Annotated in this window: 17 protein-coding genes; 5 read left to right on the plus strand and 12 right to left on the minus strand. The window is 51.4% G+C overall.

Annotated features, from left to right (window positions below):
* Positions 1-8: 8 nt before the first annotated feature.
* From rng to csrD, 6 genes are all read right to left on the minus strand, one after another.
* Complete coding sequence (rng, locus tag KW828_RS09990) at positions 9-1,478, minus strand: ribonuclease G (RefSeq protein WP_218336217.1); 1,470 nt, start codon at positions 1,476-1,478, stop codon at positions 9-11.
* Entirely contained in the window at positions 1,468-2,061 is a 594-nt protein-coding gene (locus KW828_RS09995; RefSeq protein WP_218336218.1) for a nucleoside triphosphate pyrophosphatase, read from the minus strand. The genes rng and KW828_RS09995 overlap by 11 nt, the downstream gene beginning before the upstream one ends.
* A 9-nt stretch (positions 2,062-2,070) precedes the next feature.
* Entirely contained in the window at positions 2,071-2,559 is a 489-nt protein-coding gene (gene mreD / locus KW828_RS10000) for a rod shape-determining protein MreD (protein ID WP_218336219.1), read from the minus strand.
* The gene (mreC, locus tag KW828_RS10005) at positions 2,559-3,554 is read right to left on the minus strand and encodes a rod shape-determining protein MreC (protein WP_218336220.1); all 996 of its coding nucleotides are present in this window, start codon (positions 3,552-3,554) and stop codon (positions 2,559-2,561) included. Before mreC ends, mreD begins: the two co-directional genes overlap by 1 nt.
* 68 nt (positions 3,555-3,622) lie before the next feature.
* Positions 3,623-4,666 (minus strand): rod shape-determining protein MreB, encoded by a 1,044-nt coding sequence (gene mreB / locus KW828_RS10010; RefSeq protein ID WP_006818047.1) that lies wholly within the window; start codon positions 4,664-4,666, stop codon positions 3,623-3,625.
* A gap of 307 nt (positions 4,667-4,973) precedes the next feature.
* Complete coding sequence (gene csrD / locus KW828_RS10015) at positions 4,974-6,914, minus strand: RNase E specificity factor CsrD (protein WP_218336221.1); 1,941 nt, start codon at positions 6,912-6,914, stop codon at positions 4,974-4,976.
* Between the two features lie 182 nt (positions 6,915-7,096).
* Between csrD and msrP the strand changes: the two genes are divergently transcribed.
* From msrP to accC, 5 genes are all read left to right on the plus strand, one after another.
* Complete coding sequence (msrP, locus tag KW828_RS10020; RefSeq protein WP_218336222.1) at positions 7,097-8,098, plus strand: protein-methionine-sulfoxide reductase catalytic subunit MsrP; 1,002 nt, start codon at positions 7,097-7,099, stop codon at positions 8,096-8,098.
* The gene (gene msrQ, locus KW828_RS10025; protein ID WP_218336223.1) at positions 8,099-8,698 is read left to right on the plus strand and encodes a protein-methionine-sulfoxide reductase heme-binding subunit MsrQ; all 600 of its coding nucleotides are present in this window, start codon (positions 8,099-8,101) and stop codon (positions 8,696-8,698) included.
* 234 nt (positions 8,699-8,932) lie between these two features.
* On the plus strand, positions 8,933-9,385 hold the full coding sequence (aroQ, locus tag KW828_RS10030; protein WP_218336224.1) for a type II 3-dehydroquinate dehydratase: 453 nt from the start codon (positions 8,933-8,935) through the stop codon (positions 9,383-9,385).
* 21 nt (positions 9,386-9,406) lie between these two features.
* Positions 9,407-9,877: an acetyl-CoA carboxylase biotin carboxyl carrier protein gene (gene accB, locus KW828_RS10035; protein ID WP_072569526.1), complete on the plus strand. Its 471-nt coding sequence runs from the start codon at positions 9,407-9,409 to the stop codon at positions 9,875-9,877.
* A gap of 10 nt (positions 9,878-9,887) precedes the next feature.
* On the plus strand, positions 9,888-11,237 hold the full coding sequence (gene accC, locus KW828_RS10040; protein ID WP_218336225.1) for an acetyl-CoA carboxylase biotin carboxylase subunit: 1,350 nt from the start codon (positions 9,888-9,890) through the stop codon (positions 11,235-11,237).
* Positions 11,238-11,322: 85 nt separating this feature from the next.
* Here the strand turns inward: accC and KW828_RS10045 are convergent, their stop codons facing one another.
* The 6 genes from KW828_RS10045 to KW828_RS10070 form a co-directional block, all read right to left on the minus strand.
* The gene (locus tag KW828_RS10045) at positions 11,323-12,369 is read right to left on the minus strand and encodes an aldose 1-epimerase family protein (protein ID WP_218336226.1); all 1,047 of its coding nucleotides are present in this window, start codon (positions 12,367-12,369) and stop codon (positions 11,323-11,325) included.
* Positions 12,366-13,328 carry a sugar kinase gene (locus tag KW828_RS10050; protein ID WP_218336227.1) on the minus strand — a complete coding sequence of 321 codons (963 nt, stop codon included), beginning with the start codon at positions 13,326-13,328 and terminating at the stop codon, positions 12,366-12,368. The genes KW828_RS10045 and KW828_RS10050 overlap by 4 nt, the downstream gene beginning before the upstream one ends.
* Before the next feature lie 17 nt (positions 13,329-13,345).
* Positions 13,346-14,335, minus strand: a complete 990-nt coding sequence (locus tag KW828_RS10055) for an ABC transporter permease (protein ID WP_218336228.1) — start codon at positions 14,333-14,335, stop codon at positions 13,346-13,348.
* On the minus strand, positions 14,336-15,835 hold the full coding sequence (locus KW828_RS10060) for a sugar ABC transporter ATP-binding protein (RefSeq protein ID WP_218336229.1): 1,500 nt from the start codon (positions 15,833-15,835) through the stop codon (positions 14,336-14,338).
* A gap of 60 nt (positions 15,836-15,895) precedes the next feature.
* Entirely contained in the window at positions 15,896-16,786 is an 891-nt protein-coding gene (locus KW828_RS10065; RefSeq protein WP_218336230.1) for a substrate-binding domain-containing protein, read from the minus strand.
* A 157-nt stretch (positions 16,787-16,943) separates the two neighbouring features.
* Positions 16,944-17,798 carry a tagatose bisphosphate family class II aldolase gene (locus tag KW828_RS10070; protein WP_218336231.1) on the minus strand — a complete coding sequence of 285 codons (855 nt, stop codon included), beginning with the start codon at positions 17,796-17,798 and terminating at the stop codon, positions 16,944-16,946.
* Between the last annotated feature and the right edge of the window lie 214 nt (positions 17,799-18,012).

Consider the following 18,012-nt stretch of genomic DNA (forward strand, 5'->3'; position numbering starts at 1 on the left):
GCTACGAATTACATCATCACTACGTCGAACTGCTCTTGATTATAGAGCGGTTCAATCTGCACTTTGACCTGTTTGCCGACAAAGATTTCAACTTCCGCCAGCGCGTGGGACTCTTCGCTTTTCAGCGCCTCAGCCACTGCAGGTGAAGCATAGACCAGGAAACGATCGGAATCGTAGGCATGATGCACACGGACAATTTCGCGCATGATTTCATAGCACACGGTTTCCACGGTTTTCACCGTCCCGCGACCGTGGCAGGTCGGGCATTCGTGGCACAGCACATGTTCGACGCTTTCGCGGGTGCGTTTACGGGTCATCTCAACCAGGCCGAGCTGCGAGAAACCGTTGATGCTGGTTTTCACGCGATCCTTACTCAGCGCCTGTTCAAGGGAGTGCAGTACCCGGCGGCGATGATCTTCATTACTCATGTCGATGAAGTCGATAATGATAATGCCGCCAAGGTTGCGCAGACGAAGCTGGCGGGCGATGGCCTGCGTCGCTTCGATGTTGGTATTAAAGATAGTGTCGTCAAGATTACGGTGGCCAACAAAGGCCCCGGTATTGATGTCGACGGTGGTCATCGCTTCCGTTTGATCGATGATCAGATACCCGCCGGACTTCAGTTCGACCTTACGCTCCAGTGCGCGCTGAATTTCGTTTTCGACGTCAAAGAGATCGAAAATCGGCTGACGCCCACTGTAATGCTCCAGCTTGCTGGTCATCTCCGGGATGTATTCGGCGGTGAATTCCAGCAGCGCTTCAAAGGTCAGACGGGAATCGACGCGAATGCGATCGAGATGCGCATCGGCAAAATCGCGCAGCACACGTTGGGCCAGCGCCAGTTCGCCATACATCTGATACCGCGTCTGCGGGCGTTTTTTGCGCTCCATGACTTTCGTCCACACGCGCTTAAGGTAGGCTGCATCGGAGGCCAGATCTTCTTCACACACGCCTTCTGCGGCGGTACGGATGATAAAACCGCCCTGCTCATCGCAATATTCAGCCACGACGCGCTTTAAGCGCTCGCGCTCGGTTTCGCTTTCAATACGCTGAGAGACGCCGACGTGGGACGCGCCAGGCATAAAGACCAGGTAACGGGATGGCAGGGTGATGTCAGTGGTCAGACGCGCGCCTTTAGTGCCGAGCGGATCTTTCACCACCTGCACCATCAGATCCTGTCCCTGACGCACCAGCTCTGAAATGTCGCGAACGGTGAAGTTTTTCTGCTCTTCCCCTGCTACGCATTCGGTATGCGGCATGATGTCGGAAGCGTGAAGAAACGCCGCCTTGTCGAGACCAATATCTACAAAAGCCGCCTGCATACCGGGCAGCACACGGCTCACGCGACCTTTGTAGATATTGCCGACTATTCCACGCCGCGCCTCACGCTCAATGTGAATTTCCTGCAGAATGCCGCCATCAATGTACGCCACGCGTGTCTCTGATGGCGTTACGTTTACCAGTAATTCAGCCGTCATCTTTATTCTGTCCCTTGCGCAGTGCGTTAAAATTGCTTAGCAATTCATAGGTTTCTACCAGCGGTAAACCGACAACAGCGTGGTAACTGCCGTTTATCCGTCGCACAAAGCAGCCGCCCCGTCCCTGGATCCCATAGCCGCCCGCTTTATCCATCGGTTCACCGCTTTCGATATACGTCATGATCTCATCGTCAGAGAGTACTCTGAATGTCACTTCTGTGACTACCAGACAGTCAAGAATGTGCTGACGATCGGCCAGCGCCACGGCGGTCATCACCTGATGCGTTTGCCCGGAAAGCTGATGCAACATCTTAGCAGCATGTAAGCTATCCTGCGGTTTTTCCAGCACTTCGCCATTTAAAATAACAATGGTATCAGCGCCGAGCACCGGCAAATCGCGCGGGGCTTGCGCCACGCCCGCCAGGGCTTTTTCCCGCGCCAGACGCACCACGTACTGCTGCGCACTTTCCTGCGCATGTCGGCACTCTTCTGTGCCAGGCAGAATACGTTCAAATGAGACGCCCAGTTGCGTGAGCAGTTCCTGGCGACGAGGGGAGCCGGAGGCAAGATAGAGATCGGTCATAACACCCTTTTATTGCACCGCGAACTGCTGGCGAATTTTACGCATCAGCAGGAAAAGCCATGGCCAGAGCACACCGTTTACCACGCTGCTCCAGAACACTTCGGGTCTGAAAGAGACGTTGATCACCAGGAACTCGGCCCAGAACACAATCACCTCGGTGGCAAGCGACAGCAGCATCACCACCAGCGCCTGCTGCCAGAGCGCGAGGTTGCGGAAAAGCTGGAATTTGAATGCCACGAGGTAAGCAATGATGCTTAGCGACAGGGCCCGCACGCCAAGCGTGGAGCCACTGATAAGATCCAGTATGGCACCGACGGCTAAACCTGTACCAACATTCACGCGGTGCGGCAAGGCGAGGATCCAGTAGAGCAGGATCAGCAGTACCCAATTAGGCCGGTAAGCCAGGATGTCATCCGGCCAGGGCATAATCTGCAATAACAACGCGATGAGAAACGAGAGCCAGATAACCCAGCGCCCCTGGCTACGATAACTGGCCACTATTGTCCTCCCGGCACTGTACCGGCAGGCTGCGACAGCCCGGTTGCAGGTGCAGGCACGGGTGCAGGCGGCCCCATCGAATCAGGCGCAGGCAATACCTGGGGCATCATCTGCATCAGGCGTTCGTTGGCAACGCGGTGAACCTCTTCCGGCGTCATCGGGTTAGCCCCGTTACGGTCGGCACCCCACAACAGCAGCAGATAGCGTAAACGCTGTAAACCTGCCGTCGGACGCGCCTGGATCACGGTATAAGCCCGTTGTGTATCCAGCTTAACGGACGACACAACGCCTACCGGATAGCCTTCCGGGAAACGTCCACCCAGACCTGAGGTGACCAGCACATCGCCGACACGAATATCGGTATTGGCAGGCAGGTGCTCCAGTTGCAGATCGTCAGTGCAGCCGTTACCCGCCGCGATAACGCGGATGTCGTTACGCAATACCTGAATGGGCAGCGCGTGGGTGGCGTCACAGATCAACAGCACGCGGCTGGTAAGTTTCGCCACCGCGACCACCTGTCCGACCACGCCTTTATCGCTGATCACTGGCTGGCCTTCGTAAACACCGTTCACGCTGCCTTTATCGATAACCACCTGATCGCTGTAGGGATCGTTGACCGTCGAGATGACCTGCGTCACCATTTTTTGTTCATCCTGGCGCAGCGGTGAACCCAGCAGCTCGCGCAGACGCGCGTTCTCCTGTTTGTACTGCCCCAGCATCAGCAGTTCGCTGTTTTTCAGCAGCAGCTCCTGACGCAGCGCCCGGTTTTCAAGTTCGAGTTGGTCACGTGAAGCCAGCGTTTGCGATACGCTGTCGAGTAAGGCACGGGGACCGTTTGAGACAAAGTAGAAAGGACTGACGGCGGTATCCATGTACGTTCGGATCTGACTGAACGCACCCAGGCGGCTGTCGGCGATAATGACACCAAGCGCAACCAGTACCGCCAGGATAAGGCGAATCTGTAGCGACGGGCCACGGCTAAAAATTGGCTTCATAGGCTATGCGTATTCTCAGGCCGGACAGATCCGAAGCCGCGTCACCACCGCTTCGGATCTGACGCCGACTATTCTTCGCTGAACAAATCGCCGCCGTGCATGTCGATCATTTCCAGCGCCTTGCCGCCGCCACGCGCGACGCAAGTCAGTGGATCTTCTGCAACTACGACAGGAATACCTGTCTCTTCCATTAGCAGGCGGTCAAGGTTACGCAGCAACGCGCCGCCACCGGTCAACACCATACCGCGCTCGGAGATGTCAGAAGCCAGTTCCGGCGGGCACTGTTCCAGTGCAACCATTACCGCGCTGACGATACCGGTCAGCGGTTCCTGCAACGCTTCGAGGATTTCGTTAGAGTTCAGGGTGAAGCCACGCGGCACGCCTTCTGCCAGGTTACGACCACGCACTTCGATTTCGCGCACTTCGTCACCCGGGTAAGCCGAACCGATTTCATGTTTGATACGTTCAGCGGTCGCTTCACCGATCAGCGAGCCGTAGTTACGACGCACATAATTAATGATGGCTTCATCGAAGCGGTCGCCGCCGATACGCACAGACGAGGAGTAAACCACGCCGTTCAGGGAGATAACGGCCACTTCTGTGGTACCGCCACCAATATCCACCACCATGGAACCCGTTGCTTCTGAAACCGGCAGGCCTGCGCCAATTGCGGCAGCCATCGGCTCTTCAATTAGAAAGACTTCACGGGCGCCTGCGCCTTGTGCGGATTCGCGGATAGCACGACGCTCAACCTGAGTTGCGCCAACCGGCACGCACACCAGCACACGCGGGCTTGGACGCATAAAGCTGTTGCTGTGCACCTGTTTGATAAAGTGCTGCAGCATTTTTTCCGTCACGAAGAAGTCAGCGATAACGCCGTCTTTCATTGGGCGAATAGCCGCAATGTTTCCCGGCGTACGGCCAAGCATCTGTTTAGCTTCATGACCAACCGCAGCGACGCTTTTCGGGGAACCAGCACGATCCTGACGAATAGCCACAACAGAAGGCTCATTCAATACGATGCCTTGTCCTTTTACATAAATGAGGGTATTCGCGGTACCCAGGTCAATGGACAAGTCATTGGAAAACATGCCACGAAATTTTTTCAACATACTGAGGGATAATCCTGAAAGCTGGGGCGGAAGAATAAAATCCGCTTACTTTACCAACCACACGCAGCAGCGACAAGGCGCAAAAATCGACGGCTACGGTGAAAATTAGTGCAGTTTATGTCCTTGAGTTACAAATCGACCTGACTCCATCAGGACAGATTAAGACCGCAGCGTTCCTCGCTATCACTTTGCAACCAGTCTAAGGTCATTCACTGGCTTTTTTACTGCACGAACTGGCGGGCAGACATGCACACCCCCACAAGATACAGCGCGCGTTATTCTACGTGAAATAACGTTAAACGGCAGGTCAAACAGAGTATCTTTGTGAATATTTTTTCACTTCTGTGTCAAGCGGCATCGACGACGCAATAAAATCGCCCTGTCCGCCTGCTACTCCGCGCTCAATCAGGGTCTGCCATTCCCCTTTAGTACGGATCCCGGTAGCGAAGACGCGCGTCTGCGTCCCCTTACATGTCTCAACCAGACTTTGTACCAGCAACTGGTTTTCGGTGCGCTTACTGATATTGCGCACCAGACTCGGATGGAGCTTCAACAGTTCGACATCCAGTGCCGTGATCCAACGGGTACTGACCAGGGTTAAACCCGCCTGAGCCACCACGATCCGTACACCTAATGCCGCCATTAAGCGCACGACCGGTTGTAAGCGGCTGATGTGTTGACACACATCTGCCTCTGCAAGTTCAAAAATAATCCGTTTGCGCTGCGATTTTTCACATTGCATCAACGTGTCACGCAGCCAGCGCTGGAACTGCGGACGGATCAGCGCCTCCACGGTGATCGGCAGCGCAAAATTTTCCTCGGGCCAGAAGCGCAGAAAAGGCATCAGCCGGGTGATCTGCTGGCGGTCATACTGCTCCGCCAGGCCGAACTGCAATACCATCGGCATGTATTCCGCCGAAATGACCTCCTGATCGCCGTCAAAAATGCGGCACATCAGTTCCCGGTGATGCACGCGCCCGTCGCGGGTAACGGCGGGTTTCTGATAAAAGCGCGGGCCGCCGCGGCTGAGCATCTGTTCGATCAGGGTACGCCAGCGGACATTACCGCGGCCTTTCTCCGGCAATGTGTCGTCCCACACCGCCCAGCTATTCCCCCCCTGCAACACCGCATTACGCACGGCACCTTCGGCGTGCTCCATGACCTGCTCAGTGGATTGCCCGCCCCGCCAGGCGCAAATGCCGATGTGGATCATGTCATCGCGATCCAGCATTTTTGACGGAGGCAGCGCATCTACGGATTTGAGCAATTGGGCGGCGATACTCTCTGACTCTTTTAACGTCCGGTGCGAGAGTAAAACGGCGAAATCGTTACGGTGATACCGGGCCAATAGTGCACCGGGGTAACGCAGCATAAAGGTGGAAAGCAAGTTGATGAGGACAAACAAGTTCTCTTCAGTGGCAGCCGCCCCCCATTTGTCGCGCAGCGAATCAAAATCCGGCAGACGGATCAGCATAACCACGCCGTGCGCCCCGACGTTTTCCTGATCGTCGAGCAGCGTTGCCAGCTGGTTATCGAAGAACAGCCGATTGCTGAGTCCTGTTTTGGTGTCCTGCGCGACATAGGAACGGATCAGCGTATCCATATGACTGCGCTGATCCGCCGCGCTCTGGATCTCCGTTAACAGCACATCCAGCGCGCTGCTGGTGCGCGATGGCCATTCATGGACGCTACCGCGCACCTGCGGGCCACGTTCGCCGTTAAGGATTTTTAACGAGCGGTTTTCCAGCAATTCCTGCCCGGCGAGCTGTCGCCGCAGCCAGCGCACTGCCAGAAAAATAATGATCACCATAAAGCCGATGGCCAGGGTCAACGGGGCGGTGGCGAGCAGGGAATGGAAGTAGTTAACCATCGGATCCTGGTAAACCAGCGAAATAGTCGTGCCGGGATTTTTCAGCGAATTGATGGTTATTTCCCGGTACTGCGTGGTGCTGCCCTGCGGGCGATAGACATCTTTTACCGTCTGATTAACCAGCGTGTGATCGCCCTGCTTAATGACGATGCGCGCAATATCCACCGGCACCATGATTTCATTGAGCTGCTTGCTGAGGACGTTTATCGGCGTTGAAACAAGGCGGCTATCAATAATGGCCGCTACTGACTGCACCCGATTGCTGATTTTGTTCTGAATGGCAGTGTAAAAGCTGAACGAACAACCTAGCAGGGTGATAAACATTGCCAGCCCGGTGAGCAGCGTGACAAAGGCTGAAAATTTCGTCGTTAATCGCATCCCTGAGTTAACTCCGTAGGTTGAAGGGCGCTTTATGCCGTCATGACACAGTGTAGAGTAAGCGCTAACTTGCAGCAGGAAACGGGATACTATCAAACAAAAGTTAGCAGGCAAATTTTGGTAACACACTCGCGCTGGCGCAACTCATCCATCATGCTTATATAAAGCAGACGGAGGATGAGATGAAACCACGAAAACTAACAGAAGCCGATGTCACGGCAGAATCGGTGTTTATGCTGCAACGACGTCAGGTACTAAAAACGCTGGGCATCAGTGCTACCGCCCTTTCTCTTTCCTCTACAGCCCATGCTGATCTGCTGAGCTGGTTTAAAGGTAATGATCGGCCAAAAGCGCCCGCCGGGAAGCCGCTGGACTTTAATAAACCTGATGAATGGCAGAGTAAACTTTCTCTGACGCCTGAAGAAAAAGTTACGGGCTACAATAATTTTTACGAATTTGGCCTCGATAAAGCCGATCCGGCGGCGAATGCCGGTAGCATGAAAACCGATCCCTGGACGCTGACCATCAGTGGCGAAGTGGCAAAGCCGCTGACCCTTGATCATGATGCGCTGACGACGCGCTTTCCACTTGAAGAGCGCATTTATCGTATGCGCTGCGTGGAAGCCTGGTCGATGGTGGTGCCGTGGATCGGCTTCCCGCTGCATAAACTTCTCGCGCTGGTTGAACCCACCAGCGATGCAAAGTATGTGGCGTTCGAAACCTTATATTCCCCTGACGAAATGCCCGGTCAGAAAGATCGCTTTATCGGCGGCGGCCTGAAATACCCTTATGTTGAAGGACTGCGTATAGATGAAGCCATGCATCCGCTGACGCTGTTAACCGTCGGGGTCTACGGTAAAGCCCTGCCGCCGCAAAACGGCGCGCCGGTTCGCCTGACCGTACCGTGGAAATATGGCTTTAAGGGCATTAAATCCATTGTCAGCATTAAGCTGACCCGTGAACGGCCCCCTACCACCTGGAACCTGTCGGCACCCAACGAATACGGCTTTTTTGCCAACGTGAATCCGCATGTCGATCACCCGCGCTGGTCGCAGGCTACGGAGCGTTTTATTGGCTCCGGCGGGGTGCTGGATGTGAATCGTCAGCCAACGTTGTTGTTTAATGGCTACGCCGATGAAGTGGCATCCCTTTATAAGGGCATGGATTTACGGGAGAACTTTTAAATGCGTTTGACGGCAAAACAGGTAACGGGGCTGAAAGTGGTGCTGCATCTTGCCGGGCTGTTGCCGTTGCTGTGGCTTTTCTGGGCGGCCAGCCAGGGCTACTTCAGCGCCGATCCGGCGAAAGATATTCAGCATTTTACCGGCCGGATGGCGTTAAAATTTCTGCTCGGCTCGCTGCTGATCACGCCGTTGGCCCGCTATGCAAAGCAACCGTTGTTGATCCGCACCCGCCGCCTGCTGGGGCTGTGGTGTTTTGCGTGGGCCAGCCTGCACCTGGTGAGTTACGTCATGCTGGAGTTGGGTATCAATAATCTCAGTCTGCTGGGTCAGGAACTGGTGTCCCGTCCGTATCTGACGCTCGGCGGTATTAGCTGGCTGATCCTGCTGGCGATGGCGCTGACTTCAACTCAGGCATTGATGCGAAAAATGGGCAGAAACTGGCAACGTCTGCACAATTTCGTTTATCTGGTGGCGATCCTCGCCCCCATTCATTATTTGTGGTCCGTAAAGGTGTTATCCCCTCAACCTGTCCTCTATGCCGCCGCCGCGCTGGTGCTTTTAGCCTGGCGTTATAAGAAGTTCCGTCAATGGTGGCAATAGTGTATGGTTCTGTGCACTTTCCCGCAGTTCTTCTGTCATCCGCTGTCATTTACTGGATAGCGGTTGATAATCTTCCCTGATAAGACCAGTATTTAGCTGCCAAATGCTACGAAATCGTTATAATGTGCGACTTTGGTTTTGCCAACAGGGTTTTTTGGACTCTGAAAAGGTGACAACCGGGCAACGAAGGTATATTTTGTAATTTACCGGAGTATTGCAGGAGATAGCAGCACGATGGCGGACAAGTTGCACATTTTGCTCTTAAACGGCCCTAATCTGAATATGCTGGGCACACGCGAGCCAGAGAAGTATGGCACCCTCACGCTTAACGAAATTGTTACGTCTTTAAGCCAGGAAGCCGAGGCGCTCAACGTGTCTTTGTCGCATTTACAGTCAAACGCAGAGTACGCACTCATCGACCGTATTCATCAGGCTAAAGACAATGTCGACTATATCCTGATCAATCCGGCCGCGTTTACGCACACCAGCGTCGCGCTGCGCGATGCCCTGCTTGCCGTGAGTATCCCGTTTATCGAGATCCACCTGAGCAACGTGCATGCGCGTGAGCCGTTTCGCCATCACTCCTATCTCTCCGATATCGCTGCTGGCGTCATCTGCGGATTAGGCGCTGACGGTTATACATACGCTTTACAGACGGCGGTAAAACGCTTGTCACAATCACACTAAACAAGAGTACGGAACCCACTCATGGATATTCGTAAGATTAAAAAACTGATCGAGCTGGTTGAAGAATCAGGCATCTCCGAACTGGAAATTTCTGAAGGCGAAGAGTCTGTTCGTATCAGCCGTGCTGCGCCAAACGTGGGTTATCCCATGATGCAGCAGGCTTATGCCGCACCGATGATGCAACAGCCAGCTCTGGCTAACGCTGTTGCACCTGCCGCCACCCCAACAATGGAAGCGCCGGCAGCAGCAGAAATCAGTGGCCACATCGTACGTTCCCCGATGGTCGGGACGTTCTACCGCACCCCAAGCCCGGACGCAAAAGCGTTCATCGAAGTGGGCCAGAAAGTGAATGCGGGCGACACCCTGTGCATCGTTGAAGCCATGAAAATGATGAACCAGATCGAAGCTGACAAATCCGGTGTGGTGAAAGCCATTCTGGTAGAAAGCGGCCAACCGGTAGAATTTGACGAGCCTCTGGTCGTCATCGAATAACGAGGCGAACATGCTGGATAAAATTGTCATTGCTAACCGCGGCGAGATTGCTCTGCGTATTCTTCGTGCCTGTAAAGAACTGGGTATCAAGACTGTCGCCGTGCACTCGACGGCGGATCGCGATTTAAAACACGTATTGCTGGCGGACGAAACGGTTTGTATCGGCCCGGCACCGTCCGTAAAAAGCTATCTCAACATTCCGGCGATCATCAGCGCAGCTGAAATCACCGGTGCAGCAGCCATTCATCCGGGTTACGGCTTCCTCTCTGAGAACGCCAACTTTGCTGAACAGGTTGAACGCTCTGGCTTTATCTTTATCGGCCCGAAAGCTGACACTATCCGCCTGATGGGCGACAAAGTGTCGGCCATTACCGCCATGAAGAAAGCAGGCGTGCCGACCGTACCAGGTTCTGACGGCCCACTGGGCGACGATATGGATGCTAACCGTGCCCATGCAAAACGCATTGGCTATCCGGTGATCATTAAGGCGTCCGGCGGCGGCGGCGGTCGCGGTATGCGCGTTGTACGCGGTGATGCCGAACTGGCGCAGTCCATCTCCATGACCAAAGCTGAAGCGAAAGCGGCGTTCAGCAATGACATGGTGTACATGGAAAAATACCTGGAAAACCCTCGCCACATCGAAATTCAGGTGCTGGCTGATGGTCAGGGTAACGCCATTTATCTGGCCGAGCGTGACTGCTCTATGCAGCGTCGCCACCAGAAAGTCGTTGAAGAAGCGCCAGCACCGGGCATTACCCCGGAACTGCGTAAATTCATCGGTGAACGTTGCTCTAAAGCTTGTATCGACATCGGCTACCGTGGCGCGGGTACTTTCGAGTTCCTGTTCGAAAACGGCGAGTTCTACTTCATTGAGATGAACACCCGTATCCAGGTGGAGCATCCGGTAACCGAAATGATCACCGGTGTGGATCTGATCAAAGAGCAGCTGCGTATCGCCGCAGGTCAGCCGCTGTCCATCAAACAGGAAGACGTGACGGTTAAAGGTCATGCGGTCGAATGCCGTATTAACGCCGAAGATCCGAACACCTTCCTGCCAAGCCCTGGCAAGATCACCCGTTTCCATGCGCCAGGCGGTTTTGGCGTGCGCTGGGAATCGCATATTTACGCCGGTTATACTGTACCGCCGTACTATGACTCCATGATCGGTAAGCTGATCTGCTATGGCGAAACCCGCGACGTGGCGATTGCCCGCATGAAGAATGCGCTGCAGGAGCTGATCATCGATGGCATCAAAACCAACGTTGATCTGCAAACCCGCATCATGAATGACGAGAACTTCCAGCACGGTGGCACCAACATCCACTATCTGGAGAAGAAGCTCGGACTTCAGGAGAAGTAACGGTTAATGCCGACAGTTTGTCGGCCTGACCCTTACAGGCTTAAACGCCGGACTTTCATCGAAAGCCCGGCGTTTTTATTGGCGCTTAGCAGTAACCCGCAATTTCCTCTTTGAGCGCCCTTATCTCTGCCTCTCCTTCCACAATACCCAGCTCAAAGCAGTAATCTATCGTTTCGCCAGGCTGGATAAACGCCAGACGCCCCTTCGCTCGTTCTTTGTCACGCCCATCCGGAAAGCTGTTACTGACTTCAAGGCCCATCACATATTCACCCGCGCCCAAATTCTTCCACTGAATAAAATTCGGTAATGCCCGGGTGCTGAATTTTTCGTAAATTCCCCATCCTAACTGGTGATTAATCAGGGCAACTTTGGACATCCCGTCATCATTACTGTTGAGCGCCATGTAATAAACCTGTTCTGCAAATCCTGGCTGCGGTCCGGTGATATTCAAATGTTGCGCTAACCCCTCTTCTGCTTCCGGCGTACGCGGCACGATACTTTTTGCTGACAGGATAATTTCCGCCTCCGGAGACAATAACGGCCAGCCATAATTAAAGTGATACAGAATTTGCAACGGCTGGGCGGTGAATCCGTGATTGGTTACTTTATCCGTAATATGCAGAACGTTTTCGCCACAGGTACAACGAATCGTTCTTTCCAGCGTCAGATTCTCACCAAACAGTCGAGTTTCACGTATTTTGCCATTGATAATAAATTCAATACCGCGATCGGTACGTTCTGTGCGGTAGCCAACCTCCTCCGCTGGCGTTGCGGCCAACCTCCCGTGTAACCCCAGCATTTCACCCTGATCTTCACAGGGCGTGCCGATATAGCTCAACCCACAGGTAGTTAGCCATCCCCCATAGAAACTACGCAGAAAACCATTACCCTGTGGCTCAAAAAAGGTGGGAGCGACCATCCCATTAGGCGTAATGAAAGAGATCGCCGTGTCTTTATAGCTGGCCCAGGCAATGTCCAGCGCACGATCTTTCACCACGGTGAATGTCAGCCCAGCACCGGTACGAACATCAAACGCCTCCGTGCCTTTCGCTCTGCCACTACGCAACTCATAGTGTTTAATACCCGCTACCTGAGAAAGATCACCAATCCACGAATTAAAATTATTTTTCATCGTGCCGCTTCCTGAGCTGCCCTATTTTGACGGCAGATAAAATCATCGATCTCATCAAGCCGGGAAGTACCTTCCATAGGGCCTTGCTTTGTCACCGCCAGCGCACCGCAGGCATTCGCATAGTGCAGCGCCTGATGCGCATCGAATCCGAGCTGACGGCAGGCGATGTAAGCCCCGCCAAAACAGTCTCCTGCGCCGGTAGGATCGACCTCTTGTACCGGGTAGCTATCAACATGAAAATATTCTGTAGAAGAGTAATAACTCGCCCCTTTATTACCACGCTTAACAATCACCTCTTTAATGCCGTCATCAAGGAAACCTTCAATAGCGCGATCTGGCGTAGAGTGTGGCGATAACAGCAATATTTCCCCTTCACTGGGCATATAAATATCCGTTAATTCGAGGACAAAGTGCAATGCATCACGCATTTCAGGTATATCGAGCATTTCTTTACGAATATTAGGATCGAAAGAGATAATGCCGCCATTCTCTTTTACCATCGTCACCGCTTTTTTTACCGCATCCACCATGTGGAATGAAAATAACGATGACCCCATAATATGAAAGTGAGTACAGTCCTTCAGGAGATTTTCATCTACATGCTGCGCGGATAATTTACCGCAGGCAGCATTTTTGATATTAAAAATAAAATCACGATCGCCAGAGTGATGATAGGTAACAAATGCGCTACCGGTAGCTTCCATAGGCAATACTGAAATACCGCGAATATCGACACCATCTGCCGCCAGACGATGCATATTTATGTCGCCAAAACCATCATTTCCAACGCAACTGATAATGCCGCATGGAACGCCAAGGCGCGTTACCTGATCGATAAAAATAGCAGGCGCGCCGCTGGGATACGGGCCATTCCACACGCCGGGTTGATCAAACGGCTGACCAATTTTACTCGCCATAATTTCAACCAGAATTTCCCCAATAGTGAAAATTTTACTCATTTTATTATTCCTTGAAATTAGCTGCGTTTTCTTTTATTTCTGACATCAACATAAACGGCGACAAGAATGACGAGTCCTTTAACCACCATTTGGTAAAAATAAGGCACATTCATTAAGTTCATTCCATTATTAATTACGCCGATAGTGAGTGCGCCGATCATGGTGCCGATCACCGTGCCATAACCACCATTCAGGCTGGTGCCGCCCAGCACTGCCGCCGCGATTGCGTCCAGTTCATAACTCAGCGCAGAGTTGGGTTGCCCTGAATAGAGACGTGAGGCAAGGATCATGCCGCTGATACCCGCCAGCACCGCCGTGATCATAAACACCTGTATCTTCAGACGAACGACATTGATGCCCGAATATACCGCCGCTTCTTTATTACCTCCCGTAATATAAATTTTTCGACCAAAGGCTGTTTTAGTCAGAATAAAATGGTTCACCAACAGTAAAATCACTAAAATCCAGATCGGGACGGGGATATAAAGAAATTCACCGTTACCGAGCGCCAGAAAGGCATCGTTTTTAATCATGATTGGCGTACCATCCGTGACAATGTACGCAATGCCCCGGAAGATCCCCATCGTTGCAACGGTAACAATAAATGAAGGTATTCCCGCCAGGGCTGTTAGCCCGCCATTTATCATGCCTAAACCCAGTGCGGCGATAATTGACAGTGGCACCAGTAAAATGAAAGGGACACCCCATGACGCGCCCAGTGCCGCAAAAGTGCCCGTTAAAGCAATAGTGGAACCTACTGACAAATCAATATCACCAAGTAATAATACATAGGTCATGCCATAAGCGGTAATCGCAATAATTGAAACCTGAAGGATGATGTTTGTAATATTATTGGTAGTGAAAAAACTGTCATTCATAAAACTAAACAGGAAAATCAATACCACCATTCCACCCAGGATCCCCCCATATTGCTTAAAAGCTTTTTTAAGGCCATTCACTACGGGCATACTATTGCGATTTCCTATAGCCAGGGTTTTCTCTGTCATTTAACGCACTCCTGTTGCAGCAGCCATCACTTGCGTCTGGGTTAAATTTTCACATGAATAAATCTCAGCAATCTTTTTATTGCGCATCACCACCAGACGATCGCTTAGAGCCATCACCTCTGGCAGTTCCGAGGAAACCAGAATAATTGCCGTACCTGATGCTGCCAGTTGACGTATTACGTTATAAATTTCAAATTTTGCGCCAACGTCAACACCGCGCGTTGGCTCATCAAGAAGCAAAATACGCGGGGTTTTTTCCAGCCATTTCGACAACACAATCTTTTGCTGATTGCCACCGCTTAAAGCGCCAACCGTTTGGTGAATCGAACTTACTTTAGTGTTCATTCGGGCTATCGATTTCAGCGTCTGCTCTTCTTCCTGCCGATGGTTAATCAATCCCATCCTTGATGCGTTAAACTGAAACGCGACGTGATGAGTGTTCATATTCACATCGTGCATCACCACCAGTCCCTGTTCCTTACGGTTTTCCGTCACAAAGGCAATCCCCTGATCAATCGCCTGCTTCGGGTTCGCGATCGTCACTTCTTTACCATCAATCAGCAGTGTCCCCTGATATGAAACCAGCCCAAAAAGCGCTTTCATCACATCGGAACGTCCCGCGCCGACTAAGCCGAAAAAGCCCAGCACTTCACCTGGCCGCACGGCAAAACTGACATCGTGGAAAAACGTGGGGTGGCTAAGATTTCTGACTTCAAGTTTTGCGGCAATATCTTCATCCGGTTTTTCGCCGATGCGCGGTGGCCAGATATTTTTCATTTCTCGCCCGACCATCTGCGCGATCAGATGTTGAATATCACTGTGTTTTTTCTCATGCGTGGCAATATATTCACCATCACGGATAACGGATATATCATCAGAAATGCGCATGATTTCATCCATCCGATGCGAAATATAAATTACCGCACTTCCCCGCTGTTTTAATTTTGCAATGATTTTAAAGAGAATATCTGCTTCATTATCGCTCAATGAGGATGTTGGCTCATCCATAATGACCACATCAGCCGGATAACTTAATGCCTTGGCAATTTCTACTAACTGGCGATGTGCCATCGACATATGACCCACCGTTTCTTGTGGATCCAGAGGAATGTCAAGTTCAGCTAATAACTCCTGACAATCCGCGAGCAATTTTTTATCATTAATAATACCGCAACGTACAGGCTCGTTATTGGCATAAATATTTTCCGCTACCGTCATGTTATTACTCAGGCTTAATTCCTGAAAAATAATGGCGATACCCAGTCTGCGTGAATGCTGCGGGCTATTAATAGTTATTTTTTTGCCGTGTAGGGTTATCGTTCCTTGTGTCGGAGGGTAAACGCCCGCAAGAATTTTCATTAGCGTTGATTTTCCCGCGCCGTTCTCACCCAGTAAGGTATGCACACGTCCTTTGCGCAGGGTAAGCGTAATATCCTTCAGCGCCTGAACATGACCAAACGTCTTGGTGATATGGGAAATCTCAAGAATAACATCTGTCATAGTTACCTCAGAAACACAACAAAACGCACTCTGCGCTTTGTTGTGTGGTGAAGATAATGGTTATTTCCCTGTATAAACACCAGGCTGTACTGGGATCATTTTATCTACCGGCTGGCCATTAAGATGGTCAACGGCAGCATCAATGGCTTTGGCTCCCATCTGGTCTGGATACTGACGGATAACTGCAGCGAAGGTTTTTTCACTGTCAACGGCATCGCGCGCTTCTTTCATTCCGTCAAAGCCAATGATCTTAATATTGTCGTTGTGCGCAGATTTCGCGGCAATTACCGCCGCCAGTGCGGCATCATCGCCAAACCCAAACAATCCGTTAAGATTCGAATTGGCCTGCATGATGTTCTGTGCGGTGGTTAACGCTTCAGCGCGCGTAATACCGGGCTGTTCTGCAACAATCTTAATATCAGGCGTGTCGGCTAATCCTTTCTTAAAGCCCTCGACTCGCGCCACAACCGATTGCAGCGCAGGATAGGAAATAATGGCCACCGTCCCTTTACCGTCTAACAGTTTGCCCATTAATTTCCCGGCTTCAACCCCACCGGCATAGTTATCCGTCGCCACGTGTGCAATGACCGGAACATTCTCGGCAGCAACGTCAACCGTGATAACGGGAATACCGGCTTTATCGGCTTTAATGATCGCCGCGCGAACGCCTTTAGAATCGACAGGGGAGATGATAATCGCGTCAACTTTTTTGGTGATGAAATCCTCAACGTCAGAAAGTTGTTTATTCAAATCCTGATTAGCAATTGAGATGTTTAAATCAACGTTATCTTTTTTGGCTTCATCTTTCATTGCATTAGCCAGGTCGATATAAAAAGGATGCTGCTGCGTTAATAGTGAAGCACCAATTTTATAGTCTTTGGCAAGTGAACTTTGTGAAAATAATGCCAGGCTGATTAACATCGCCGGGACGAGTAATTTAACTTTTTTCATAAACAGTCCTCATTTTTGTAGGGTATATATCCAATGGATTTCGAGTTGCTTCGAGGCGACAAGTGAGCGAATCCCAATGAGCTTACTCTGTAAGTGATTCGGGTGAACGAACGCAGTTAACAAAGAAGCAGCTTGAAAGACGACGGGTATAACATTCTTATATCTTTCCTTCACTCCCACAGACGCCAATAATACGCGCAACGACTTCTTTCATTGCTGCTCGCGCGGGTTGCATATAATGCCGAGGATCATTGGCTGCGGGGTTATTATTGAAATAGTTTTTCAACGCATCGGCGAAAGCTATTTTTAATTCTGTGGCGACATTCACTTTACAAATACCGCGCTGAATACACTTTTGCACATCCTGTTCTGTTAGCCCGGAAGCGCCGTGGAGAACTAAAGGAATAGTGACCCGCTGACGGATCTGTTCCAGACGTTCAAAATCCAGACGAGGCGCATGAGTATAAAGACCGTGTGCGGTGCCAATTGCCACGGCCAGCGAGTCAATCTGCGTGCGCTGAACAAATTCAGCCGCGGCATCGGGTGAGGTCCAGGCAGAATCACTGGCATCAACCACCAGGTCATCTTCCTGACCACCAAGTCGCCCCAGTTCCGCCTCGACACTCACATCGAAGCCGTGGCAAAACGTCGTTACCTCTTTAACTCGCGCAATATTCTCTTCAAACGGCAGATGAGAGCCGTCTATCATGACTGAACGGATCCCGGCGCGGACTTTATTAAAGATGTCATCGCACTCTTCATGATGATCCAGATGAAGTACCAGCGGTAACTGGTGCTCCCTGGCCAATGCTTTTACCAACGAGATCAAATTTTCTGTCCCGCCATAGCGGAATGTGCCAGGAGTACCCGCCAGCATCACCGGTGAACGGTGTTGCGCGGCGGTTTCTACAACAACCTGCAAGGTTTCAAGGTTATGGATGTTAAATGCCGGAACCGCATATTCCCCAAGCTGAGCTTTCATCAGCATGTTTTTGCTTGAAATGATGTACATTTCTTCTCCTGGTTTTTGCGTTTATCTTACAAAACGAAGAAAGAGAATCTTTACTTTCATTTTGAAAGTAAACTAGCACAGGAAAAGCGCATAAAAGCGTGACAAACTTCAAATGACCGTTAAATAACTTACAAAAAATAATTAATAATTCACTTCAACTTGTAAGCAGCGGGGTATCACTTGGTTGTTAAAATTGAATTTTTACTGTTATATT

The sequence above is a fragment of the Enterobacter sp. ENT03 genome, from assembly GCF_019218745.1.
Taxonomy (GTDB): domain Bacteria; phylum Pseudomonadota; class Gammaproteobacteria; order Enterobacterales; family Enterobacteriaceae; genus Enterobacter_D.